Source organism: Paracoccus sp. SSJ, from assembly GCF_030234105.1.
In the GTDB taxonomy this organism is placed as follows: domain Bacteria; phylum Pseudomonadota; class Alphaproteobacteria; order Rhodobacterales; family Rhodobacteraceae; genus Paracoccus; species Paracoccus denitrificans.
On sequence record NZ_JASSPE010000005.1, the window covers coordinates 69330 to 91263 of the forward strand.

A 21934-nucleotide genomic window follows, 5' to 3' on the forward strand; every position below is an offset into this window, starting at 1 on the left:
AGAAACCGGAGCTTGTCCATGAGCATTTCGTCCGCCATCTCCAACGCCGTTTCGGGCCTGACCGCAGCCTCGCGGGGCATCGAGATCGTATCCTCCAATATCGCAAACGCCCTGACGCCCGGCCATGCGCGCCGGGAACTCGACCTGTCGTCGCGCCCGTCCGAGCACGGTGGCGGCGTAAACATCGATGGTGTCAGCCGGATATTCACCGCCGGATTGATTGCAGACAATCGGCTGGCCGAGGCGGGTGTCGGCTCGTCCCGAACCGTCGCCGCATTCCACGCGGCCATGGAAAAAGCCTTCGGCACCGGGACCGGGATCTCCTCGCTCGGGCAAAGCCTGACGGATTTCGAATCCGCCCTGACCAGTGCGGCATCACGACCCGACAGCGATATGCGCCTATCGAATGTGCTCGACACCGCCACCGCCTTGGCAAAGAAGATCAACGACATATCCACAACGATCCAGGCGGAGCGCAGCAAGGCCGAACAGGCCATCGAAAGCGACGTTTCACGGCTCAATGCGGCGTTGCAGCAGGTGGCGAAACTGAATGCACAGATCGTTACGATCACAGCGCAGGGCAAGGATGCTTCCTCGCTGGTCGATGCCCGCCAGGCGGCGATAGACGGTATCTCGGATATCCTGCCGATCAAGGAGGTGCCGCGCGAGAACGGCAGGATCGCCCTGTTCACACCCGACGGAGCCATTCTGCTGGACGGAACCGAGCCGGCGAGGATCGAGTTCAGCGCCGTCCCCGGCATCACCGCCGAGATGTCCATCGGCAGCAGCGCCCTTTCTGCGTTGACCCTCAACGGCAAGCCGCTTACCGGCCCGCAGCAGCAGACCATGCTGAGCGGCGGAAGCCTGGGTGCGAATTTCGCCATTCGCGACCAGATCGCTCCTGCCTATCAGCAGCAGATCGACGCTTTCGCCCGCGATTTGTATGACCGGCTGTCCGATCCCATGATCGACTCTTCCCTGAATACCGGCGGCCCGGGACTGTTCACGGATGCACAAGGCGCCTTCGACCCCACCAACGAATCCGGTTTCGCTGGCCGTATCGCCGTAACTTTCCTGGTGAGCCCTGAGACGGGCGGACAGCTGTGGCGGATTCGCGCCGGTATCCACGCACCCGACCCCGGCAATTCGGGGGAAAGCGCATTGCTTGACCGTCTAAGCTCGGCAATCTCGGCCTCGCGCTCTCCGGCTTCCGCCCATCTTTCCAACGCACCGCGTAGCTTGCAGACACTTTCCGCAGAGATGTCTTCGGGCGCAGCCACGAATCGCATTCGTTCCGAAGCCAGCGCGCTGCAAAGCAGTTCGCACCAGTCCGGTCTCAAGGCGGCCCTCCTCGCAGAAGGGGTCGACAGCGACAAGGAAATGGAAAGCCTGCTCGCCCTGGAGCGCGCCTATGCCGCCAACGCCAAGGTCTTTCAGACCGCAAACGATATGCTCGACGCTATTCTGAGGCTGACATGACTTCGTTTCATTCCATCGGCGATCTGTCCCGCTCCTATCAACTCCGGCTTGGCCAGAACGGGCTCAGGACCAAGCTGGACCACTTGACCCAAGAGATGATCTCCGGGGTCAAATCGGATATTCCCAAGGCGCTTCGCGGCGATTTGGCTGGAATTTCGCATATTGAATCGCGATTGCAGCTTCTGACCACCTTCCAGCAAAACGCGTCGGAAGCACAGAACCGGCTCACCACGATGCAGGCGGCACTTGAGCAGGTGTATGGCGTCGTGGACGATTTGGGCCCTCGACTGCTGAGTGAGCCCAACATCTCTGGCGAGCACGATCTGAGAGCGCGCGCCGACAGTACCAAGCAGGATTTCCGGTCGATGTTCAGCGCCTTGAACACCAGTATCGGTGGGCAATATCTGTTTGCAGGCAGCCGAACCGACAGTGCACCGCTTGGCAGTTTCGACGTGATGCTCGCGGAACTGACCAGCACGGTCGCAGGTGTCACTACGGCTGCAGATATCGCAGATCGCATTGATGCGTGGTTCGACGCACCCGCCGGAATGGGAGGTTTTGCCGACAGGATCTATCAAGGCGACGACAATGGCAGCACCCGGTTTTCGATCTCACCGGATCGCCAGATCGACAACTCCCTGACAGCGAATTCGACGGCACTGCGCAATACGCTGAAGGGAATGGCGATTATCGCCTATGCATCCGAAGCAGGCGCGGCAATCGACACGGCAACCTTGCGGGATCTCTTTTCCGAGGCCGGAACCCGGCTGCTCAAGGGTGCCGCCGGGTTGATCAGCGCCCAGGCCGACCTGGGCCGACAGCAAGCGATCGTCACCCAAGCGCAAACCAGAAACTCAGCAGAAACGGCGGCGCTTTCGATCGCACGCATGAACCTGATCGGCGCCGATCCTTTTGAAACCGTGACCGCCCTGGAGGAGACCGAAGCAAAAATTCAAAGCCTGTATGCCATTACGGCCCGGCTTTCCCGCCTTAACCTGACGGACTACCTGTCATGAGGTTTCTCTGCCTTATCCTGATACTGTTCAGCCTTGCCAGTCCGGGTCTTACCGCCCCGGTGCGCATCAAGGATCTTGCCAATATCGACGGCGTTCGGGGCAACGACCTGGTCGGTTATGGTCTGGTGGTCGGGCTCAACGGCTCGGGCGACAGCCTGCGGAACTCGCCCTTTACCGAAGAAATCATGGCCGGCTTGCTCGAGAGGCTGGGCGTGAACGTCACCGACGAAGCATTTCGTCCCAAGAACGTCGCGGCAGTGATCGTCACCGCAACCCTGCCGCCATTTGCACGCTCCGGTTCGCAGATTGATGTCAGCGTCGCGGCGATAGGCGACGCGAAAAGCCTGTTGGGCGGCACGCTGGTCATGACGCCGCTGAACGCGGCGGACGGTGAAATATACGCCGTTGCGCAGGGTTCGGTTCTGGCGGGCGGCACCGAGGCTTCTGGCACAGCCGCTTCGGTCGTTCAGGGCGTTCCCACGACCGGTGCGATTCCTTCTGGCGCCAGGGTGGAACGAGAGGTTGCCTTCGATTTCTCCCAGACGACGAATCTGCGCTTGGCACTGAGAAACCCTGACTTCACCACCGCTGCACGTGTGGAGGCCGCGATAAACCGCAAGCTGGGGCGTGGACTGGCCGAACTTGTCGATTCGGGAACCATCGTGATCGACTCCACCGTTCTGGGCCGGGTGAATCCGGCGCGTCTGATGGGGCAAATCGAGAATATTACTGTCGAGCCCGAGATGGCCGCACGAGTCGTCATCGACCATAAATCCGGCACGATCGTCATGGGCGAGGACGTGCGCATCTCGCGCGTGGCCGTCTCACAGGGCAACCTGACGCTGCGGGTCCGCGAAACTCCCGTCGTGTCACAGCCCAACCCCTTCGCACCGGGAGAGACCGTAACCCTGCCTAGGACGCAGGCCGAAATCACGCAGGAGCCAGGAATCGGCTTTGCCGAAATAACCGGCGAATCATCTTTGTCGGACGTGGTCGCGGGGCTCAATGCGCTAGGCATCAGACCCCGTGATATGATCGATATCCTGAAGGCAGTGCATGCCGCCGGGGCGCTGCATGCCGAATTCATCGTGAACTGAAACCGAAACGGAACGGCAGGAGGAGCATCAAGACTTATTGCCATACTACAGTTCTGCGAGATCAGGAGTGGTGCCATGGTCGTTTCATCGATGGTGCTCGGCGCGACCAGATGGCACTGTTCCCGGATCGGGTGGAGGACTGGATCGGCGATGATCGTCTGGTCTGGATCGTCGATCTGTTCGCAAGTGAACCGGATCTGCAGGGTTTCGTGCAGTCAGTTCTGCCAGGACCGGTCAGCCCGGTTATCGCCCGGCAGTGCTGCTCAAGCTGCTCATCTATGGCCACCTGAACCGGGTCCCGTCCAATCGGAGCGTAAGATCGGCAGGAATGTCGAAGTAATGTGGTTGATCGGCAGACTGGCGTCCGCCCACAAAACCGTTGTCGACGTCCGGCGCGATAGCGGCCGGCTATCCGCAAACTTATGCGCAATTCGTCCAGCCATGCCGCCGGATTGGCGTGCTGAGGGGTGCTTGCATCGTCATCGTCGGCTGCAAGTTCAAAGGTAAGCGCGATGACGCGGCCCTATGCAGCGAGGCTTGACGGCTTTTGGTGCCGCCAAGGCATGAGGTCTTCGATATGGGATTTGGGGTATCCGTCGAGGATGGCGCGGAGGGTTTCGGCGAAATAGTCGACGGGATTCACGCCGGACATCTTGCAGGTAGCAACGAGCGAAGCGAGCATGGCCCAATTCTGAGCTCCAACCTCGTTGCCGGCGAAGAGGGCGTTCTTCCGCGTCAGCGCGATCGGGCGGATCTGGTTCTCGACCGGGTTGGTGCCGAGTTCGATGGTGCCGTCGTCCAGGAAGCGGATCAGGCCGGGCCAGTGCGCGAGGGTGTAGCGGATGTCCTCGGCCAGCAGGGATTTCTGCGGGATGCGCGAGAGCTGCTTCTCCAGCCAGGGCTTGAGCGCGGCGATGATCGGGGCGGACTGCTCGCGTCGGGCGGCCAGGCGGACGGCCGGCGCCTTGCTGCGCACGAACTTTTCGATCCCGTAGAGAGCCGAGATCTGGCGCAGCATCTCCTCGGCGATGGGCGAGCCCTCGTTCTCGACGCGCTTCGCGAAGCGACGGCGGACATAGGCCCAGATCCGGCCCTTCTTCACACCCTTGCCCAACCCCTTGTCGCGGCCCGCGCGGTCCAGCACCCGGATCGGTGTGTCATCGCCATGCGAGCCGGGTCGCTGGCCATCACATCCACCTCGATCCGTTCGGTCAGCGGTGCCAGCACCTTCATGGCGCGACCGCACCAGTCGACCAGTGTGCTGTCGGGAATATCAGCCCCCATCCGGGCAAGGATCTCGTGCTGCCTATACAGGGGAAGGTGGTCGTCGAACTTGGAGACGAGGATGTGGGCGAGCAGGCCCGCGCCTGCCATGCTGCCCGGGATCGGCCGGCTGGGGGCCGGTATTTGCACCATGCGCTCACAGCGGCGGCAGGACTTTTCCAGCCGGGCGATCTGGACGACCTTCAACCGCGCCGCGATCAGATCCAGCATCTCGCTGACATCCTCGCCCACCAGGCGCAGATCACCACCGCAATCGGGGCAGCAACTGCCAGGATCGAACTCCCGCCGCTCGCGCGGCGGGATGGGCGGTCACCGGCTTCATCGGCAGGTGCCGTTGCCAACCCATCATCGTTTTGGCCGTCGTTCACGACGTCAGGCAGGCCTTCGGCCGCTGCGATCATGAGATCCTCGAGCGCCAGCTCCAGTTGTTCGATCTCGCGTTCGATCTTTTCCGAGGCCTGGCCGAAGACCTGCTTCTTCAGCCTGGCGATGCGCAGCCGCAGGGACTGGATCAGCTGGTCATAGGCGCGCAACGGTGAGCCGGTCACCCCACCGGTTCGAGTGAACCGGCGAACGAGATCTTCGCGTTTTCCGCCTGCAACGCCGCGATCAGCGCCTTCAGAAGTGCCGGATCATCGGGAAGGATCTGGGCCGCATTCGACATGCGTCCGACTACCACAGGGCAGCGATCCTGACCATAAAAACGAGGCGTTTCAGCAGGGTAAATCAGCCCACCCGGGCCGGCGGCGCGCCCCAGTCCGGCCTGCGCCAGTCAACGTTCGCGGGTTCTCTCGAACCGGTGGCGTTCACCCGCTCACTCCCACAGCATCGCCAGCTGCGCCGAGGTCAGACGAGCCGCACCATCACCACGTGTAGGCCAGGGAAAGCGGCCCTTTTCCAGCACCTTGTAATACAGGCAGAAGCCTTGCCCGTCCCAATGCAACAATTTCAACCTGTCGCCGCGACGCCCACGGAAGGCAAAGACCGCGCCGCCGGTCGGCTTCTGGCGCAGATGATCCTGGGCAAGAGCTGCAAGGCCCTCGATCCCCTTGCGCATATCGGTCACGCCACAGGCCAGATAGACGCGGACGCCAGTTCCCGGCCGATCATGCTGCCTCGACCACCCGGATCACCTGCTTCAACGTCATCGCGTCCAGAGCCGGATCGAAACGCAGGCAGCGGCCATTCGCCAGTTGCAACTCGACCTGGGCAGGGCGCCGCGCTGCGGTGTCCGCGATCAGCACCGGCACCGCCAATTCCGTCTGCCGGTCCAACTCCACCGGCAGAAACAGCGCCTCCGGCAAGGGCGAAACCACGCCCTTCTTCTTCAGTTGGTGCCGCCAGGCATAGATTTGCTGCCGTGTTACATCGTGCCGCTGTGCAACCTGCGTCACTGTCGCCCCGTCCACGCCGACCGACAAAACGATCTCGAGCTTCTCCTCGTCGCTCCACCGCCGCCGACGGTCGAGCCCAAGAATATCGCCCCGCATCACAAGTCCCCCATAAGACACGTCCTTAACGACGTCACTATGCACGTGCCTTAAACGATCAGCCCAAACTCAGGCAGGCAGTAACAATCGGGCCGTTACTCGTTATGTACGTCCCATAGCGGATCGACCCAAACTCAGGCAGGTGGTGGGAACCGGGCGGTTACCGACAATCTGCACGCCGTCACCGACAGGAGGTATTTCAGCAGCCCTGAAATTCCGGCCTGTCATGAGGCGAGCATTATCACGACCGTGCCGCACCGGATCGTCTCGGACAGTGAGGCTAAGGACATGCATTTGAGGGCCGACTTCCCCTGAGACAAAGCGCCTGATGTCTGTATCTGCCCGGCTGACCAGGAGTTGATTCACCGCTATACAGGATGAGGAACGTAGGCTTCAGCTCCGGCCATATTGGACCGACACATGCCGGACCCATCCCGTTCGGAACGGGTGCGACCTGCGGAAAGGAGCACCGGATCACCCGATAGGAGCACAAGGATCTGCTCGACATCGCGCTAGAGCGGCTCGGCCGCAACCCTATGCCTCCTTGCCGCTGGACGGTAGGGCACCCGTTCAGCACCATGAAAGCCTGGACGGGCCACACCCACTTCCTGACCCGGCAACTCAAGAACGTCCGCACCGAGATGGTGCCGAAAGGCCTAACCTACAACATCAAGTAAGTGGTCGGCATCCGACATCTGATAGCGGCCATACCGGGATGATCAGGCGCAAGGGCACCCAAAAATCGGCACGGGTCTTGCTGATACAGCACGAAACGCACAGCAGCCCCTGCCGATGCGCAAGCGACGCAGAGTTTTGCCACAACCCCGACCCATACCAGCATCAGGGCCGACCAGGCATTCACCCGCCGGCACCTGAAATTGCGGGCTGCCCCCGGGAACCGCCGCAGCGACCGTTCAGACGATCGGTGCGAAACCTCCGGCCTGATGGTCGTACTGCTCCAGCATTCCCTCGGCGATATCGTGCAAGACCCCGTGCAGCGACAGGTTGCCCGATTCGACCGCCGTCTTCACGAAGGGAAAGGTCATCAGGTTCTCGAGCGAAATCAGCACCGCCTGCCGTTCGAGTTCGCGAATCTGCTGCTCTGGCGGCAGCGGGGTCACGCGCTCATACCCCGGACGCAGGATGTCCATCCAGCGACCGACAAAGCTGGATTTCTCCTCAAGCTCGGGCGCATGGCCGGAACACATGGCATGGCATCCCTGCACGCCGCCGCAATTCGTATGCCCGACGACGACGATATGCGCGACCTTGAGCGTGTTCACCGCATATTCGACCGCGGCCGAGGTGCCGTGCTGCTCGCCATCCGGCGCATAGGGGGGGACCAGATTCGCGATGTTGCGATGAATGAAAAATTCGCCGGTATCCGCCCCGAAGATCGAGGTCACGTGCACGCGCGAATCACAGCACGCAATGACCATGGCGCGGGGGTGCTGGCCGTCATCGGCCAACCGGCGATACCAGACCCGATTCTCGACAAAGGCTGTGGCGCGCCAACCATGATAGCGCTGGACCAGATACTGCGGCAGTGGACGTGCTTCTCTCATTGCTTCCTCATCTACCGATCGAACGAGTGATAGCGGCTGAACCGATAAAGTTCGAGTGGTTTAGCGCAAGCCTCATAACCTTTTCTTGATGGATTGCTGCCAGTTTGCGCATCGGCGCGACAGGGCTCGACATGGGAGCAGGGATGACCAAGATTGCAGTTCTGGCCATGGACGAAACCGTCCGGATCGACGTGCAAAGGCTTGAGCAGATCATTCGTGAACTGGGTGAGCCGGCGGCGGCACAAGTCATCGGCGCGGCATTGGAACAGCTTGCGCTGGCACTGCGCCGCACGGTCGCGGCCTCGCAGCGCGGCGATCTCGGGGCCATTGTCGCCAGTGCCGACCAGCTTTCGCGGCTGGCCTGGCAAGTCGGGCTGGTCACCCTGGCCGGGGTCGCCATCGATGTCGGTGCTTGCGCCGAACGCCGGGATCCCCCTGCCCTGGCCGCCACGGTCCGCCGGCTGGAACGGATCGGCAATCGCTCCCTGACCGAGTTGTGGGATCCGCCGGACGACCGCTGAGCGGATCGCGCCTTGCAGCCTCGCACCCGGGCGCTAGGGTGCCACAAAGGTCAAGAGATCACGAGCAAGCCGATGATTCCCGAATTCGCCGATTCCGATGCCCCCTCGCTTCCGCTCTGGCTGATCCGGCCGGGCGAAGCCGAGCCCGTCCTGCCGCCCGAAATCGGCCCCTTTGCGGCGAACTGGGCCAGGGCGCAGGGTTTCGCGGCCAAGCCGGGACAAGTCTGCCTGCTGCCCTCGGCCGAGGGCGGGCTCGACGGGGCGCTGTTCGGCATCGGCCCCGAACCGGCGGCCGCGGATCGCCCGGCGCGCGAACGCTTTGCGCTGGCACGAGCGGCCGAGGCCCTGCCTGCCGGCAATTGGCACCTGGCAAATCGCCCGCAAGGTTTCGACCTGACGCAAGGCGCCCTGGGCTGGCTTTTCGCGCAATACCGCTTCGACCGCTACAAGCGGATCGAGGCACCGCACGCCCGGCTCGTCTGCCCCGACGGGCTGGATCGCGACCGGCTGATCGCCATGGCGGCAGGAGAGTATCTGGCGCGCGACCTGATCAACACCCCGGCCTCGGACATGGGGCCGGGCGAGTTGGAGCAGGCCGCCCGCGAACTGGCCCAGAGGCATGGCGCGGAAATCGAGGTGACTTGCGGCGACGATCTGCTCGCGCGGAATTTCCCCATGATCCACGCCGTCGGCCGGGCCGGCGCGCAGCCGCCCCGGCTGATCGACATCCGCTTCCCGGGCGAGGGGCCGCGGCTCACGCTGGTCGGCAAGGGGGTCTGCTTCGACACCGGCGGGCTGGACATCAAGCCGTCCGCCTCGATGGCGCTGATGAAAAAGGACATGGGCGGTGCCGCCAACGTGCTGGGACTGGCCGAGACCCTGGCCCGCCTGGGCCTGCACCGCGCCATGCAGCTGCGCATACTGATCCCGGCGGTCGAAAATGCCATCTCTGCCAACGCCTTCCGCCCCGGCGACGTGCTGACCAGCCGCAAGGGCCTGACGGTCGAGGTCAACAACACCGATGCCGAGGGCCGGCTGGTGCTGGCCGACGCGCTGGCGCTGGCGGATGAGGAGGCGCCGGATCTGCTGGTCTCGATGGCGACGCTGACCGGCGCCGCCCGCGTCGCGCTTGGTCCCGAACTGCCGCCGTTCTTCTGCGACGACGACGCGCTGGCCACCACGATCCAGGGCGCGGGCCGGGCCCATGCCGACCCGGTCTGGCGCCTGCCCTTCTGGGAGCCTTACGAGGCGATGATCGAGCCCGCCATCGCCGATCTGGACAACGCACCCTCGGGCGGCTTCGCCGGAGCGATCACTGCGGCGCTGTTCCTGCGCCGCTTTACCGGCCAGGCGCGGGCCTATGCGCATTTCGACATCTACGGCTGGCAGCCCAGCGCCGCACCGGGCCGGCCCAAGGGCGGCGCGGGCCAGGCCATGCGCGCCATCCTGCACGCCCTGCCGGAGATCCTGCGATGACGGCACCCGACCGCCGCCTGACGCCGGCGACCGAGCGTATTGCGCTGGACTGCCTGCGCGGCATCCTGCAACGTCCGGCCTATACCCCCGGCCAGCCGGTGCGGCTGGCGGTGCCGCTGGCCGACCTGTGCCGTGCGCCCGGAGGCGCCCGCGACCGTCAGTTGAATTTCGGCGCGGATCTTGTGCTGCTGGAACAGGTGGATGGCTGGGCCTTCGTGCAGGCGGCGGCGGATGGCTATTGCGGATGGGTCCGGGCCGAAGGGCTGGACGGGCAGATGCCCGCGATCACCCATCGCGTCAGCGCCCCTGCCACCCATGTCTATGCCGAGCCGAACATGAAGACGCCCGAGTCGATGCGCCTGTCGTTGGGTGCGCGGCTGTCGGTCATCGCCATGCAGGACGGTTTCGCCCGGCTGGCGCAGGGCGGCTGGGTGCCGGCCCAGCATATCTCGGACCGGCCCGAGCGCGATCCCGCCACGGTGGCCGAGCGTTTCCTGGGCACGCCTTATCTGTGGGGCGGCAACAGCCGCTGCGGCATCGACTGCTCGGGTCTGGCGCAGGCGGCGCTGGCGGCCTGCGCCGTGCCCTGCCCCGGCGACAGCGACCTGCAGGAGGCTGCCTTCGCCCCGGCCGACGACCGGGTCCGCCGCAACGACCTGCTGTTCTGGCCCGGCCATGTCGCCCTGGCGCTGAACGGCGAGCACATGATCCATGCCACCGCCTTCGCCATGGCGGTGATCGTCGAGCCCATCGCCCAGGCCATCGCCCGCATCGACGCCACCGGGCAAGGGCCGTTTCGCGGCGCGCGGCGGCCCTCGCTTGCCGCGCAGGCCCGGTTTCCCTAGCCCCAAGCATAAGGAGGCACCTATGGTTCATCTCTGGGTCCGCACGGAAAGCCGCGCCAACGAACGGCGGGTCGGCATTACTCCTGCGGGTGTGCGCGAGTTGATCGCGCAGGGCTTCCACGTCACGGTCGAGGAAAGCCCGCATCGCATCCTGCCCGTCGCCGATTACGCCGCAGCCGGGGCCGAGATCGCGCCCGAAGGCGCCTGGCCGGGTGCCCCGGCCGAGGCCGTCATCTTCGGCCTCAAGGAACTGCCCGAGGACGGCACGCCCCTGTCGCATCGCCACATCATGTTCGGCCATGCCTACAAGGGCCAGCCGGCCGGGCTGGCGCTGCTGCGCCGCTTTCGCGAAGGCGGCGGCACGCTTTACGATCTGGAATACCTGACCGACAGCGACGGCCGCAGGCTGGCGGCATTCGGCTATTGGGCCGGTTTCGCAGGGGCTGCGGTCACGCTGAAAGCCTGGGCGACGCAGCGACAGGGGGGCATCTGCGCGCCGGTCGCCGGCTGGCCATCGCAAGAGGCGATGCAGGACGAGTTGCGGGCCGAGCTGGACGCGACCGGCGCGCCGCGACCGCATGCCATCGTGATCGGCGCGCTGGGACGGGTCGGCGGCGGTGCCTCGGACCTGCTGGCAGCAATGGGGGTGCGGGTCACGAAATGGGACATGGCCGAGACCGCCAGCGGCGGCCCGTTCCCCGAGATACTGGCGCATGAACTGTTCATCAACTGCATCCTGGCCGGGCCACGAACCCCGGTCTTCGTGCCGCCCGAAGCGGTCGATCCCGGTCGGCGGCTGAGGGTGATCGGCGATGTCGCCTGCGATCCTTCCAGCGATTTCAACCCGGTCAAGGTCTATGACCGCGCGACCGACTGGGCCGGGCCGGTGATCCGCGTCGCCGATCATCCGCCGCTGGACGTGATGGCGATCGACAACCTGCCCTCGCTGCTGCCGCGCGAAAGCGCGCTGGACTATGCCGGGCAGTTGCTGCCGGTGCTGAAGGGCCTGGACCGCATCGACGAGGGGGCATGGGGCCGGGCGCGGGCGACCTTCCAGGACCACCTCTCGGCGCTGTGACGGCGCGGGAACGCAAGCGCCGGCAGGCGCGTTGAGGCGCGACCCTGCCAGACGGATGCGACCATGATGCCGCGACGCGCCCTTGCCGCCAGCCTTGCCCTGTGCCTTGCCGCCTTGCCGGCGCTGGCCGAGTTGAACGACCGGCCGCCGAATGCCAGGGGGCAGGAGCCGGCCTTTCCAGGCCAGACCCGCGCGGCCGAGATCGACCAGCAGATCCCCATCTCTCGGACGCCGCTGATCCGGGGCTCGGCAATCCCTGGGGCATGGCGCTTTTGCCCGATGGCGGGCTGTTGATCACCGAACGCCCCGGCACGCTGCGGCTTTATCGCGACGGCCGGCTGTCCGAGCCGATCCGGGGCCTGCCCCGGGTCGATGCTCGCGGCCAGGGCGGGCTGCTGGACGTGGCGGTGGCGCCGGACTTCGCCAGCACCCGGCAGGTCTGGTTCAGCTTTTCCGAACCGCGTGGCAACGGGCGGAACGCCACCGCGGTCGGCACCGGGCGGCTGTCGGACGACGGCACCGCGCTGGAGGAAATGCGCGTGCTCTTCCGGCAGGAGCCGGCCTGGGCCTCGAACCTGCATTTCGGCTCGCGCCTGGTCTTCGACCGGCAGGGCCGGCTGTTCGTCACCACCGGCGAGCGCTCGCGGCCGGAACCGCGGCAACTCGCGCAGGATCTGAACACCCATCTGGGCAAGGTGCTGCGCATCGACCCCGCCACCGGCGGCCCCGCGCCCGGCAACCCGTTCAGCGACGGCCAGGCCCGGCCCGAGATCTGGTCCTGGGGCCATCGCAACATCCAGGCGGCGGCGCTGGACGCGCAGGGCCGGCTGTGGACGGTCGAGCACGGCCCGCAGGGCGGCGACGAACTCAACCGCCCCGAGCCAGGGCGCAATTACGGCTGGCCGGTCATCACCTATGGCCAGGATTACAGCGGCGCCCCCATCGGCCAGGGCATCACCAGCCGCGAAGGCATGGAGCAGCCGGTCTATTACTGGGATCCGGTGATCGCGCCCAGCGGCATGCTGTTCTATGACGGCGCGATGTTCCCGGAGCTTCGGGGCGATGCGCTGATCGGTGGCTTGCAGGCCGGGGCGGTGGTGCGGCTGCGGATCGAGGGCGACCGCGTGACCGGAGAGCAGCGCCTGGTCGAGGGCATCGGCCGGGTGCGCGACATCGAACTGGCGCCGGATGGTGCACTGCTGATCCTGACCGATGCCGGAGAGCTGATCCGGCTGGCGCGCGGCTGACGGCGGGATACTCGCCTCCGAAGCATGGGGGCAGGCCCGGTCGCCGATGCCCGGTTCCGATCACGGCGTTGGACCCAAAGCTTGGCATCGACCCCACGACCCCGGCATGATCCGCCGAGAGCCGGGAGCCTGCGCTTGCTTCCGCAGGCTCGAACAGAACGGTTGCCGATCCGGTTCGGGCGGCTAGACGGGGCGCTGCAACTCGTCCTCGACCTCTTCGGGCGAAATGCCCAGGGCCTCCATCCCCGCCTCCAGGTAATCGGCCAGTTGCGGCTCGCCCATCAGGTAGTCCTCGGTCGGGGAGCTGCGCTCGGCCTTGGCGGTCTCGATCGCCTCGTCCAGATCCTCGGGGCCGAAGGTATCGCGGCCGATCCACATCACCGCGACAAGGCTGGCCTGTTCGTCCTCGTTCAGGCTGGCGATGAATTCGGCAAGTTCGGTCTGGGTGCCATGGCCCTTGCGATGCCCGCTATGCGCCCAGGCGTTCACGCCGCTGTCGTATTCGCGGGCGCGAATGACGACATGGGCGATCTTTTCGGGACTGATTTCCAGCATGACGGCTCCTCCGGGATCTGTCCATTTGTCGCCCCGACGGGCGCCCGGGTCAATCGGGATCGAAGCGATAGCCGAAGCGGGCGATGTCCTCGGCCGCGGCGCGTGCGACGATGCCGGCGGTTTCGGCGTCATAGGCCAGGCGCCAGTCCCCATGCTCCGAGCGGTTCTCATGCGGCAGCGGGTGCAGGGAAAAGCCCAGCCGAGCCTCGAGCTGCGGCAGGTCGGCGCCCAGATGTTCCAGCCGCAGGCAAAGCGCCGCGCGCTCTCCCTGCGGGCCGGTCAGGTAATGCCGGGCCGGAACCGCCAGTTGCGCCTGCGTCATCGGGTCGCGCAGGAAATCGGCAAAGCCGGCCGCCTTGGCCAGCCGCACCGAGGGATGCGCAAAGCCCTGACCGCGCAGCCAGGAATAATAGCTCAGCGCCCGCGCCCAGGGATTCCGCACCAGGGTAAAGACCAGATAGTCGGCCAGGGCGGCCGCATCGACCAGCCCCTGGATATCGGCCAGCGTCGAATGTTTCCACAACCGCCCGCGCGCGGCCACGCCCCTGACCCGGCGGCGGCGGTTGCGGCCCTTGGGCGTGTCGGACAGGATGATGTCATCCTTGCCCACCCGCGCCTCCAGCGCCATCGTCAAAGAGGTGCCGCCGGTTTTCGGAATATGGACAAAGACATAGCGGTGCCGGTGCGAGATGATCATCGCCCGAAAAGCCGCTCGATATCCGCCAGCTTCAACTCGATCCAAGTCGGTCGGCCGTGATTACACTGGCCGGATTTCGGCACGCGCTCCATCTCGCGCAAAAGCGCATTCATCTCGTCCGCCGACATGCGCCGGCCCGAGCGCACCGAACCGTGGCAGGCCATCGAGGACAGCACCGCATCGACCCGCGCCCGCAGCCGGTCCGATGCCCCCTGATCGGCCAGGTCGTCCAGGATGTCGCGGATCAGGGCCGCGGCGTTCAGCCGCTGGATCAGCGCCGGCACCTCGCGCACCGCCACGGCGCCGCCGCCAAAGGGCTCGATCACCAGCCCCAGCGCCCCCAGTTCCCCGGCAATGGCAAGGATGCGATGGGCGTCGGCTTCGGACAGTTCGACGATCTCGGGGATCAGCAGGGCCTGGCTGGCGATGCCGGTGGCATCAAGCTGGGCCTTCAGCCGCTCATAGACCAGCCGCTCATGCGCGGCATGCTGGTCGACGATGACGATGCCGTCGGCGGTCTGGGCGACGATCCAGTTCTCGTGCAGCTGCGCGCGGGCGGCACCCAGCGGTGCCTGGGCGGGTTCGGGCAGGGCCTCGGGTTGCGGTTCGACCCGCGCGGTGGGCGCCTCGGCAAAGCCCGGCGCCTGAAAGGCCAGGCTGGCGGCGATGGCCGGGGCCGAGGGGCGGGCGGGGGCGTAGCTCGCCTGATAGCGGCGCGGCTGTTCGGAAGCGGGCTCGGGCCGCGCCGCCCCCAGCGCCGCCGTCGCCACGGTCGAGGAGGCGCGATGCCCCGCCCCCGCCAGCGCATGGCGCAAGGCGCTGACCACCAGCCCACGGGCAATGTCGGGCTCGCGGAAACGGACTTCGGCCTTGGCCGGATGCACGTTCACATCGACCTGATGCGGATCGCAGGTCAGAAACAGCACCGCCGCCGGATGCCGGCCCGAGGCGAGCACGTCCATATAGCCCGCCCGCAGCGCCCCGGTCAGCAGCTTGTCGCGGACCGGGCGGCCGTTGACATAAAGATGCTGCGCCACCGCCGCACCGCGCGAATAGGTCGGCAGGGCGGCAAAGCCGGTCAGGGTGATGCCGTCGCGCGTCGCGTCTACGGCCAACGCATTGTCGATGAAATCGCGGCCCATGACGCGGGCCAGCCGGGTCTGCAGCGCGCCGAACAGCTCGCCCTGCTCGGCATCGGCGCGGAACAGCACGCGGCCCTCGTCCTCGTCCGAGAGCGTGAAGCCGACATAGGGCTCGGCCATGGCAAGGCGGCGGATCACCTCGGCCACCGCCTGGGTCTCGGCTCGATCCGAGCGCAGGAACTTCAGCCGTGCCGGCGTGGCAAAGAACAGGTCGCGCAGTTCCACCACCGTGCCGCGATTGCCCGCCGCAGGCTTGACCGGGCCGATGCGCCCGCCCGCAACCGCGATCTGCGCGCCGTCGAAACCGGCGGCGCGGCTGGTGATCGACAGCCGGCCCACGGCGCCCAGGCTGGGCAAAGCCTCGCCGCGAAAGCCGAAGCTGCGGATGTCCAGAAGGTCGCTGCCGTCGATCTTGCTGGTCGCGTGCCGGGCCAGCGCCAGCGGCAGATCCTCGGCCGTCATGCCGCAGCCGTCGTCGCTGACCCGGATCAGCGCCTTGCCGCCCTTGGCGATGGCGACCTCGATGCGCGAGGCGCCGGCGTCCAGCGCATTCTCGACCAGTTCCTTGACCGCCGAGGCCGGGCGCTCGACCACTTCGCCGGCGGCGATGCGGTTGGCGGCGGCCTCGTCCAATTGCCGGATAATCGGGCGCATCTTGGGGGCATGAGTGTTCATGCCCCCAGATCTAGCATTTCCCGGCGCTCCGGGAAAGGATTCGTCAGTTCGTCGCGTCGACGCCTTCCGGCCGGCCGACCAGCACGAAGCGGATCTGGTCGGAATGCAGCAGGCGCTGCGCCACGCGCTGCACGTCCTCGGCCGTCACCGCCTCGATCTTGCCGTTGCGGGTGTTGACGTAATCCGCCGGCAGGCCGATCAGCTGCATCCCGGCCAGGATGCCGGCGATCTTGCCGTTGCCGTCGAAGCGCAGCGCATATTCGCCGGTCAGATAGGTCTTGGCGTCGGCCAGTTCCTTTTCCGTCACGCCCCCCTCGGCGAAACGGTCCCATTCGCTGCGGATCAGGCCGACCGCCTCGGCCACCTTGTCGTTGGCGCTGGCCATGCCGCCCTGCCAGGTCTCGCCATAGACGCCGTTCGCAAGGCCCGTGCGCACGCCATAGGTCAGCCCGCGCTTCTCGCGGATCTCGTCCATCAGCCGCGACGAAAAGCCGCCGCCGCCCAGGATGTGATCGGCGACATAGGCGGCAAAGTAATCCGGGTCGGACATGGGCAGGCCGGGCTGGGCAAAACTGACCACCGTTTGCGGGCTGTCCCAGTCGATCATCGTCACCCCGCCGGTCAGTTCCAGCGCGGCCTTTTCCGGCAGCGGCGCCGAGCCCTGCTCGGGCAGCCCACCCAGCACCTTGTCGAGCAACTTGCCCAGGTTCTCGGCGGTGATGTCGCCTGCTGCCGCCACCACCACGCGGTCGCGGGCCAGAATGCGATCCTTGGCCGCGGCCAGATCCTCGCGGGTCAACGCCGCGACAGAATCCCGCGTGCCGTTGATCGAGGTGGCATAGGGATGCTCGCCCCAGGCCAGCCGCGCCAGTTCCTTGCTGGCGATGGCGTTGGGATCGGTCGCCTCGGAGCGGATCACCGCCTGCAACTGGGCCCGCACCCGCTCGACGGCATCCGGGTCGAAGCGCGGCTCGGCCAGCGCTTGGCGCAACAGTTCGGCCGCCTCGTCGCGGTTCTCGGTCAACATGCGGGCGCTCACGATCAGCGCGTCGTCGCCCACGTCGAAACGGTTCTGCGCCCCCAGCGCCTCGACCGCCTCGGCATATTGCACCGAATCCATCTGACCCGAGCCTTCCTCCAGCAGCGCCGTCATCAGGCTCATCTCGCCGCGCTTGCCGGGCGCATCGAGGCTGGCGCCGCCCTTGAACATCAGCGAAAGCGCGGTGAAGGGGATCGAGTGATCCTCGACCAGCCAGGCCCTGATGCCGCCGGGCGAGGTGATCTGCTGGATCTCGATGGCGCGGGCAGGCAGGCTGGCCAGCAGGACGAAGACAAGGGTGGCAAGAGCGCGGATCATTCGGCTTCTCCCGGGTTGGCGGCATCGGCAGAGACGGGTTGCGGGGCCGCGGGAACAGGCTGGGCCCCGGCCTCGACTTGCGCATCCGGGGGCGGCAGAAGCCAGCCGGTCACGCTGCCCTTGCTCTCCAGCACCAGTTTCGCGGCGGCACGGATATCCTCGGGCGTGACGGCGGCCAGGATGTCGGGCCAGTCGTTCACGTCCTCGACGGTCAGGCCGGTGGCAAGGCCCTGGCCATAGTCATAGGCCCGGCCATGCGCCGAATCCTGGGCATAGATGCGGGCGGCGCGGATCCGGGTCTTGACCCGCTCCAGCTGCGCCGGGTCGGGACCGTCGGACAGGAATTTCGCCAGCGCCGCGTCCAGCGCCGCCTCGGCCTCGGCATTCGACACGCCCGGCGCCGGCACCATCGAGATGCCGAAGGTCGTCGGATCGACCGAGAACCCGTCATAGGAGGCGTTGACGTAAAGCGCCTTGCCGGTCAGCACCAGATCCCGCGCCAGGACCGAGGTCTGCGCCGAACCCGCCAGCAGGTCGGCCATCACGGTCAGCGCCGCGGCGGTCTGCTGTTCGCCCCGGTTGCGTTCGGGTGCGATCACGGTGCGGATCATCACCGGCTGGGCGACGCGGGCATCCACCCGCTCCATCCGCCGGGGCGAGCGCTGGATCGGCTCCTGCGGGCGCGGCTTGCGGGTCGCATCGGGCTTGGGCGTGACGGGACCGTAATATTCTTCGGCCAGTTCGCGCACCTGATCGGGCGTCACGTCGCCGGCGATGACCAGAACGGCGGCGTTCGGGGCGTAATGCGCGTCATACCAGGCGATGGCGTCCTCGCGCGTCAGCCCCTCCATCTCCTGCCGCCAGCCGATCACCGGGCGGCCGTAAGGGTGGTTGTAGAACTGCACCGCGCTGCGCTCTTCCGAGAATTGCGCACCGGGGTCGCTGTCGGTGCGCTGCGAGCGCTCCTCCAGCACCACCTGCCGCTCGGCCTGCCAGTCATCCTCGCCGATCTTCAGATTGGCCATGCGGTCGGCCTCCATCTCCATGATCAGCGGCAGCCGGTCGCTGGCGATACGCTGGAAATAGGTGGTGAAGTCATAGCTGGTAAAGGCGTTGTCCCGGCCGCCATTGGCGGTCACGGTCTTGGACAACTCGCCCGGCCCCAGCTTGTCGGTGCCCTTGAACATCAGGTGTTCCAGGTAATGCGCGATGCCCGACTTGCCCGGCTGCTCGTCGGCCGAGCCGATGCGATACCACAGCATCTGCACGACGACCGGGGCGCGGTGATCCTCGATCACCACGGCCTCAAGTCCGTTTTCCAGGGTGAAATGGCTGATCCCCTTGGGCATTTCGGCCAGCGCGGGGGATGCGGCCAGCAGCAGCGCAACGGGCGCAAGGCGGGTCAGGATGGTCATGGCAGGCTCCGGTTCCGGGTTGCGCCCCGAACCTGCCCGCGCGGACGGCCGCGCGCAAGCCTGCCGCCCCTCATCTCGGCGTGATCGGCGCGCGAGGCGCCTAGTCCTCGCGCAGGATAGGCACCCGGTCGTGGACGCTGGGCGGGGCGACTTCGCCCCCCTGGCTCAGGCCGCGGGGCGGTGCCGCGGGCAGTTGCACGCCGGTCGGGCGCCAGCGCTCCAGTTCCGACCAGCTGTCCAGCGTCATCGGATCGTAGGCGCGATAATAGACATTGGTCCGCGCCAGCACCTCGAGCGCGCGGCGGGAATGGCGGCTGCGCCAGGCAAGATCCTCTTGCGCGGTGGTCTGGCGGATCGCCGGGTCGCGGCCCAGGCGCGAGGCATGGGCGATCAGCGCCGCATCCGCAACACCGACACCCTGCACGGAAAGCTGGCCCGGATTGCCGCCCAGCGCCGCCACGGCATCGGCATGGGGCGTCGGATCGGTGATGTTCGCACCGCCCGGCGTCGGCGTGGGCAGCACGTTCAGGTCGGCGGGCATCTGCAAGGGCTTGGTCGGCAGGATCGAGAACTCGTCCGGGCTGGAGCGGCCGGCGCTGGTGTTCATCAGATGCGGATCGCTGCTGCAAGCGGCCAGCAGCAGCGTGGTCATGGTCAGCGCGATCGCCCGCATCTTCCGTCCCTCTTGTTCGTCCGGCCCGTTCTTAGCGCGTATTGCCGGCCTCGTCACGGGTCTTGTCGTCCAGCGCCAGCTCGCCCTGCCCCTCGGGCTCCGACGGGGTGTCGGGCGCGCGGGATTTCGCCGGGCGCGGCCTGGCAGGCGTCTTGCGCCTTTTCGCCGCCGGCTTCTTTTCCGGCGGCAGCAGCACCAGCCCCATCGCGCCCAGGAAGATCGCGATGTCGGCCACGTTGAAGCTGTAGGGGTTGCGCCAGCCCGGCAGCGACATGTTCAGGAAGTCCGCGACCGCGCCATAGGTCAGCCGGTCCACGACGTTGCCCAGCGCCCCGCCGATCAGCAACCCGGCCGAAACCTGCGCAAACCGCGAGGGCTTGGCCCGCCCGATCCAGATCCCGACCCAAAGGCAGACGGCCAGCGCGATCCCGATCAGCACCCAGCGCATCACCTCGACATCGCTGGCGAACAGGCCGAAGTTCATGCCCTGGTTCCAGGCCATGCGCAGGTTCAGCCAGGGGTCGATCACGTCGATCTCGCGCAGCTGGTCCAGCCGCAGCACATGCACGACCAGGTATTTCAGCGCCTGGTCCAGCAGAAAGACCAGCCCCGCCACCAGCGAGACATTGCGCCAGACGCGCGGCGGCGGCGGCTTTTTCGAGCGCCGCTTCCGGGCCGCCGGGCTTTTCCGCGGCTTGGGGGTCGCGGTCTCGGCCATCAGTGACGGAAATGCCGCTGGCCGGTAAAGACCATGGCCAGGCCCAGCCGGTCGGCGGCCTCGATCACCTCGGCGTCGCGCATCGAGCCGCCGGGCTGGATCACCGCCCGCGCGCCCGCCGCCGCCAGCGCCTCGACCCCGTCCGCGAAGGGGAAGAAGGCGTCAGAGGCCACCGAGGAACCGATGGTCAGCGCCTGCGCGAGGCCCAGCGCCTCGGCCATGTCCTCGGACTTGCGCTTGCCGATGCGGGTCGAATCGACGCGGCTCATCTGGCCGGCGCCGATGCCGACGGTCGCCAGGTCGCGGGCATAGACGATGGCGTTCGACTTCACATGCTTCGCCACGGTCCAGGCGAAAAGCAGGTCGGCCAGTTCCTGATCGGTCGGCTGGCGCTTGGTCACCACCTTCAGGTCGGCGCGCAGGATGCGGCCGTTGTCGCGGCCCTGCACCAGAAAGCCGCCCGCGACCTGGCGGAAGGCCAGGCCCGGCGCGGCCGGATCGGGCAGCCCGCCGGTGGTCAGCAGGCGAAGGTTCTTCTTGGCGGCGAAGATTTCCTTCGCCTCGTCGGTGGCGTCGGGGGCGATGACCACCTCGGTAAAGATCTCGGTGATCGCCTGCGCCGTCTCGCCGTCGAGCGTGGTGTTCAGCGCGATGATGCCGCCAAAGGCCGAGGTGCGGTCGCAGTCGAAGGCGCGCAGGTAGGCATCGACGGCGCTGTCGCCCCGCGCGACGCCGCAGGGGTTGGCATGCTTGATGATCGCCACCGCCGGGCCTTCGGCCGGGTCGAACTCGGCCACCAGCTCGAAAGCCGCATCGGTGTCGTTGATGTTGTTGTAGGAAAGCTCCTTGCCCTGCCATTGCCGCGCAGTGGCGACGCCCGGGCGATCCGAGCCGTCCCTGTAGAAGGCGGCGGACTGGTGCGGGTTCTCGCCATAGCGCAGGCTTTGCGCGAGCTGGCCCGAAAAGCTGCGGCGGCGCGGGGTCTCTTCGCCGATCGCGCCCGCCATCCAGGTCGAGACGGCGGCGTCATAGGCGGCCGTCCTTGCATAGGCGATCTGCGCCTGCCGCTGGCGGAAGGCCAGGCCGGTGCGGTCGTCGTTGGCGTCAAGCTCGGCCAGCACGGCGGCGTAATCCTGGACATCGACCACGACCGTCACGAAGGCGTGGTTCTTGGCGGCAGCGCGGATCATCGCCGGGCCGCCGATGTCGATGTTCTCGATACAGTCGTCATAGGCCGCGCCCTTGGCCACCGTCGCCTCGAACGGATAAAGGTTCACGACCAGCAGGTCGATCATGCCGATCCTGTGCGATTTCGCAGCCGCCATGTGCTCGTCATTGTCGCGCAGCGCCAGAAGGCCGCCATGCACCACTGGGTGCAGCGTCTTGACACGGCCGTCCATCATCTCGGGAAAGCCGGTCACGTCGGCCACGTCCACCACGCTCAGCCCCGCTTCGCGCAGCGCCTTGGCCGTGCCGCCGGTGGACAGGATCTCGACGCCCCGCGCGGAAAGCGCCCGCGCGAAATCGACCAGCCCGGTCTTGTCGGAAACGGAAATCAGCGCGCGCTTCAGCGGAATGCGGTCGGTCATCGGTCGGTGCCCCGT

Annotated in this window: 20 protein-coding genes and 2 pseudogenes; 10 read left to right on the forward strand and 12 right to left on the reverse strand. The window is 66.7% G+C overall.

Annotated elements, in window-relative coordinates:
- The first annotated feature begins 18 nt into the window (after nt 1–18).
- The 4 genes and pseudogenes from flgK to QPR87_RS06930 form a co-directional block, all read left to right on the forward strand.
- A complete protein-coding gene (gene flgK / locus QPR87_RS06915) occupies nt 19–1479 on the forward strand; it encodes a flagellar hook-associated protein FlgK (RefSeq protein ID WP_285048860.1) in 1461 nt (486 codons plus the stop codon).
- Nucleotides 1476–2495, forward strand: coding sequence for a flagellin N-terminal helical domain-containing protein (locus QPR87_RS06920; RefSeq protein WP_285048862.1), 1020 nt, complete (start codon nt 1476–1478; stop codon nt 2493–2495). The genes flgK and QPR87_RS06920 overlap by 4 nt, the downstream gene beginning before the upstream one ends.
- Complete coding sequence (locus QPR87_RS06925) at nt 2492–3592, forward strand: flagellar basal body P-ring protein FlgI (RefSeq protein WP_285048864.1); 1101 nt, start codon at nt 2492–2494, stop codon at nt 3590–3592. The genes QPR87_RS06920 and QPR87_RS06925 overlap by 4 nt, the downstream gene beginning before the upstream one ends.
- A gap of 110 nt (nt 3593–3702) precedes the next feature.
- Nucleotides 3703–4094 (forward strand): annotated as a pseudogene (locus QPR87_RS06930) (transposase); the annotation flags it as partial.
- 21 nt (nt 4095–4115) lie between these two features.
- On the opposite strand, the pseudogene QPR87_RS06935 reads toward QPR87_RS06930, so the two are convergent.
- From QPR87_RS06935 to QPR87_RS06950, 4 genes and pseudogenes are all read right to left on the reverse strand, one after another.
- Nucleotides 4116–5540, reverse strand: a pseudogene (locus QPR87_RS06935) (IS66 family transposase).
- Nucleotides 5541–5690: 150 nt separating this feature from the next.
- Nucleotides 5691–5954, reverse strand: a complete 264-nt coding sequence (tnpB, locus tag QPR87_RS06940) for an IS66 family insertion sequence element accessory protein TnpB (RefSeq protein ID WP_285049029.1) — start codon at nt 5952–5954, stop codon at nt 5691–5693.
- Between the two features lie 28 nt (nt 5955–5982).
- A complete protein-coding gene (gene tnpA / locus QPR87_RS06945) occupies nt 5983–6366 on the reverse strand; it encodes an IS66-like element accessory protein TnpA (RefSeq protein ID WP_285048866.1) in 384 nt (127 codons plus the stop codon).
- A gap of 914 nt (nt 6367–7280) precedes the next feature.
- Nucleotides 7281–7931, reverse strand: coding sequence for a carbonic anhydrase (locus QPR87_RS06950; RefSeq protein WP_285048868.1), 651 nt, complete (start codon nt 7929–7931; stop codon nt 7281–7283).
- A 143-nt stretch (nt 7932–8074) separates the two neighbouring features.
- On the opposite strand from QPR87_RS06950, the gene QPR87_RS06955 reads away from it, so the two are divergent.
- From QPR87_RS06955 to QPR87_RS06980, 6 genes are all read left to right on the forward strand, one after another.
- Nucleotides 8075–8452, forward strand: coding sequence for a hypothetical protein (locus tag QPR87_RS06955; protein ID WP_041530300.1), 378 nt, complete (start codon nt 8075–8077; stop codon nt 8450–8452).
- 72 nt (nt 8453–8524) lie between these two features.
- On the forward strand, nt 8525–9928 hold the full coding sequence (locus QPR87_RS06960; RefSeq protein WP_285048872.1) for a leucyl aminopeptidase family protein: 1404 nt from the start codon (nt 8525–8527) through the stop codon (nt 9926–9928).
- Nucleotides 9925–10773: a C40 family peptidase gene (locus tag QPR87_RS06965; protein WP_285048874.1), complete on the forward strand. Its 849-nt coding sequence runs from the start codon at nt 9925–9927 to the stop codon at nt 10771–10773. Before QPR87_RS06960 ends, QPR87_RS06965 begins: the two co-directional genes overlap by 4 nt.
- A 22-nt stretch (nt 10774–10795) precedes the next feature.
- Nucleotides 10796–11851, forward strand: coding sequence for a saccharopine dehydrogenase (locus QPR87_RS06970; protein WP_285048876.1), 1056 nt, complete (start codon nt 10796–10798; stop codon nt 11849–11851).
- A gap of 63 nt (nt 11852–11914) precedes the next feature.
- On the forward strand, nt 11915–12145 hold the full coding sequence (locus QPR87_RS06975; RefSeq protein ID WP_285048877.1) for a hypothetical protein: 231 nt from the start codon (nt 11915–11917) through the stop codon (nt 12143–12145).
- Nucleotides 12142–13098 (forward strand): PQQ-dependent sugar dehydrogenase, encoded by a 957-nt coding sequence (locus tag QPR87_RS06980; protein WP_285048879.1) that lies wholly within the window; start codon nt 12142–12144, stop codon nt 13096–13098. The genes QPR87_RS06975 and QPR87_RS06980 overlap by 4 nt, the downstream gene beginning before the upstream one ends.
- Nucleotides 13099–13281: 183 nt before the next feature.
- Here the strand turns inward: QPR87_RS06980 and QPR87_RS06985 are convergent, their stop codons facing one another.
- From QPR87_RS06985 to purH, 8 genes are all read right to left on the reverse strand, one after another.
- Nucleotides 13282–13653: a DUF3775 domain-containing protein gene (locus QPR87_RS06985; protein WP_011748986.1), complete on the reverse strand. Its 372-nt coding sequence runs from the start codon at nt 13651–13653 to the stop codon at nt 13282–13284.
- A gap of 49 nt (nt 13654–13702) precedes the next feature.
- Nucleotides 13703–14350, reverse strand: coding sequence for a sulfotransferase family 2 domain-containing protein (locus tag QPR87_RS06990; protein ID WP_011748987.1), 648 nt, complete (start codon nt 14348–14350; stop codon nt 13703–13705).
- Complete coding sequence (mutL, locus tag QPR87_RS06995; RefSeq protein WP_285048883.1) at nt 14347–16167, reverse strand: DNA mismatch repair endonuclease MutL; 1821 nt, start codon at nt 16165–16167, stop codon at nt 14347–14349. The genes QPR87_RS06990 and mutL overlap by 4 nt, the downstream gene beginning before the upstream one ends.
- Nucleotides 16168–16210: 43 nt before the next feature.
- Nucleotides 16211–17524, reverse strand: coding sequence for a M16 family metallopeptidase (locus QPR87_RS07000; protein WP_285048884.1), 1314 nt, complete (start codon nt 17522–17524; stop codon nt 16211–16213).
- Nucleotides 17521–18939, reverse strand: a complete 1419-nt coding sequence (locus QPR87_RS07005; protein ID WP_285048886.1) for a M16 family metallopeptidase — start codon at nt 18937–18939, stop codon at nt 17521–17523. Before QPR87_RS07005 ends, QPR87_RS07000 begins: the two co-directional genes overlap by 4 nt.
- A 100-nt stretch (nt 18940–19039) precedes the next feature.
- Nucleotides 19040–19612 carry a DUF3035 domain-containing protein gene (locus QPR87_RS07010; protein WP_011748991.1) on the reverse strand — a complete coding sequence of 191 codons (573 nt, stop codon included), beginning with the start codon at nt 19610–19612 and terminating at the stop codon, nt 19040–19042.
- A 31-nt stretch (nt 19613–19643) separates the two neighbouring features.
- On the reverse strand, nt 19644–20330 hold the full coding sequence (lspA, locus tag QPR87_RS07015; protein ID WP_350310447.1) for a signal peptidase II: 687 nt from the start codon (nt 20328–20330) through the stop codon (nt 19644–19646).
- Nucleotides 20330–21919, reverse strand: coding sequence for a bifunctional phosphoribosylaminoimidazolecarboxamide formyltransferase/IMP cyclohydrolase (gene purH, locus QPR87_RS07020; protein ID WP_285048889.1), 1590 nt, complete (start codon nt 21917–21919; stop codon nt 20330–20332). The genes lspA and purH overlap by 1 nt, the downstream gene beginning before the upstream one ends.
- Nucleotides 21920–21934: the final 15 nt, after the last annotated feature.

Bases quoted from the DNA above. Each gene is read 5' to 3' on its own strand.
- QPR87_RS06955 (WP_041530300.1), top strand. From the start codon at position 8,075: ATGACCAAGATTGCAGTTCTGGCCATGGACGAAACCGTCCGGATCGAC.
- flgK (WP_285048860.1), top strand. From the start codon at position 19: ATGAGCATTTCGTCCGCCATCTCCAACGCCGTTTCGGGCCTGACCGCA.
- QPR87_RS06950 (WP_285048868.1), bottom strand. From the start codon at position 7,931: ATGAGAGAAGCACGTCCACTGCCGCAGTATCTGGTCCAGCGCTATCAT.
- purH (WP_285048889.1), bottom strand. From the start codon at position 21,919: ATGACCGACCGCATTCCGCTGAAGCGCGCGCTGATTTCCGTTTCCGAC.
- QPR87_RS06960 (WP_285048872.1), top strand. From the start codon at position 8,525: ATGATTCCCGAATTCGCCGATTCCGATGCCCCCTCGCTTCCGCTCTGG.
- QPR87_RS06990 (WP_011748987.1), bottom strand. From the start codon at position 14,350: ATGATCATCTCGCACCGGCACCGCTATGTCTTTGTCCATATTCCGAAA.
- QPR87_RS06975 (WP_285048877.1), top strand. From the start codon at position 11,915: ATGATGCCGCGACGCGCCCTTGCCGCCAGCCTTGCCCTGTGCCTTGCC.
- tnpA (WP_285048866.1), bottom strand. From the start codon at position 6,366: ATGCGGGGCGATATTCTTGGGCTCGACCGTCGGCGGCGGTGGAGCGAC.
- QPR87_RS06970 (WP_285048876.1), top strand. From the start codon at position 10,796: ATGGTTCATCTCTGGGTCCGCACGGAAAGCCGCGCCAACGAACGGCGG.
- QPR87_RS06920 (WP_285048862.1), top strand. From the start codon at position 1,476: ATGACTTCGTTTCATTCCATCGGCGATCTGTCCCGCTCCTATCAACTC.
- lspA (WP_350310447.1), bottom strand. From the start codon at position 20,330: ATGGCCGAGACCGCGACCCCCAAGCCGCGGAAAAGCCCGGCGGCCCGG.
- mutL (WP_285048883.1), bottom strand. From the start codon at position 16,167: ATGAACACTCATGCCCCCAAGATGCGCCCGATTATCCGGCAATTGGAC.
- QPR87_RS06925 (WP_285048864.1), top strand. From the start codon at position 2,492: ATGAGGTTTCTCTGCCTTATCCTGATACTGTTCAGCCTTGCCAGTCCG.
- QPR87_RS07010 (WP_011748991.1), bottom strand. From the start codon at position 19,612: ATGCGGGCGATCGCGCTGACCATGACCACGCTGCTGCTGGCCGCTTGC.
- QPR87_RS06985 (WP_011748986.1), bottom strand. From the start codon at position 13,653: ATGCTGGAAATCAGTCCCGAAAAGATCGCCCATGTCGTCATTCGCGCC.
- QPR87_RS07000 (WP_285048884.1), bottom strand. From the start codon at position 17,524: ATGATCCGCGCTCTTGCCACCCTTGTCTTCGTCCTGCTGGCCAGCCTG.
- QPR87_RS06965 (WP_285048874.1), top strand. From the start codon at position 9,925: ATGACGGCACCCGACCGCCGCCTGACGCCGGCGACCGAGCGTATTGCG.
- QPR87_RS07005 (WP_285048886.1), bottom strand. From the start codon at position 18,939: ATGACCATCCTGACCCGCCTTGCGCCCGTTGCGCTGCTGCTGGCCGCA.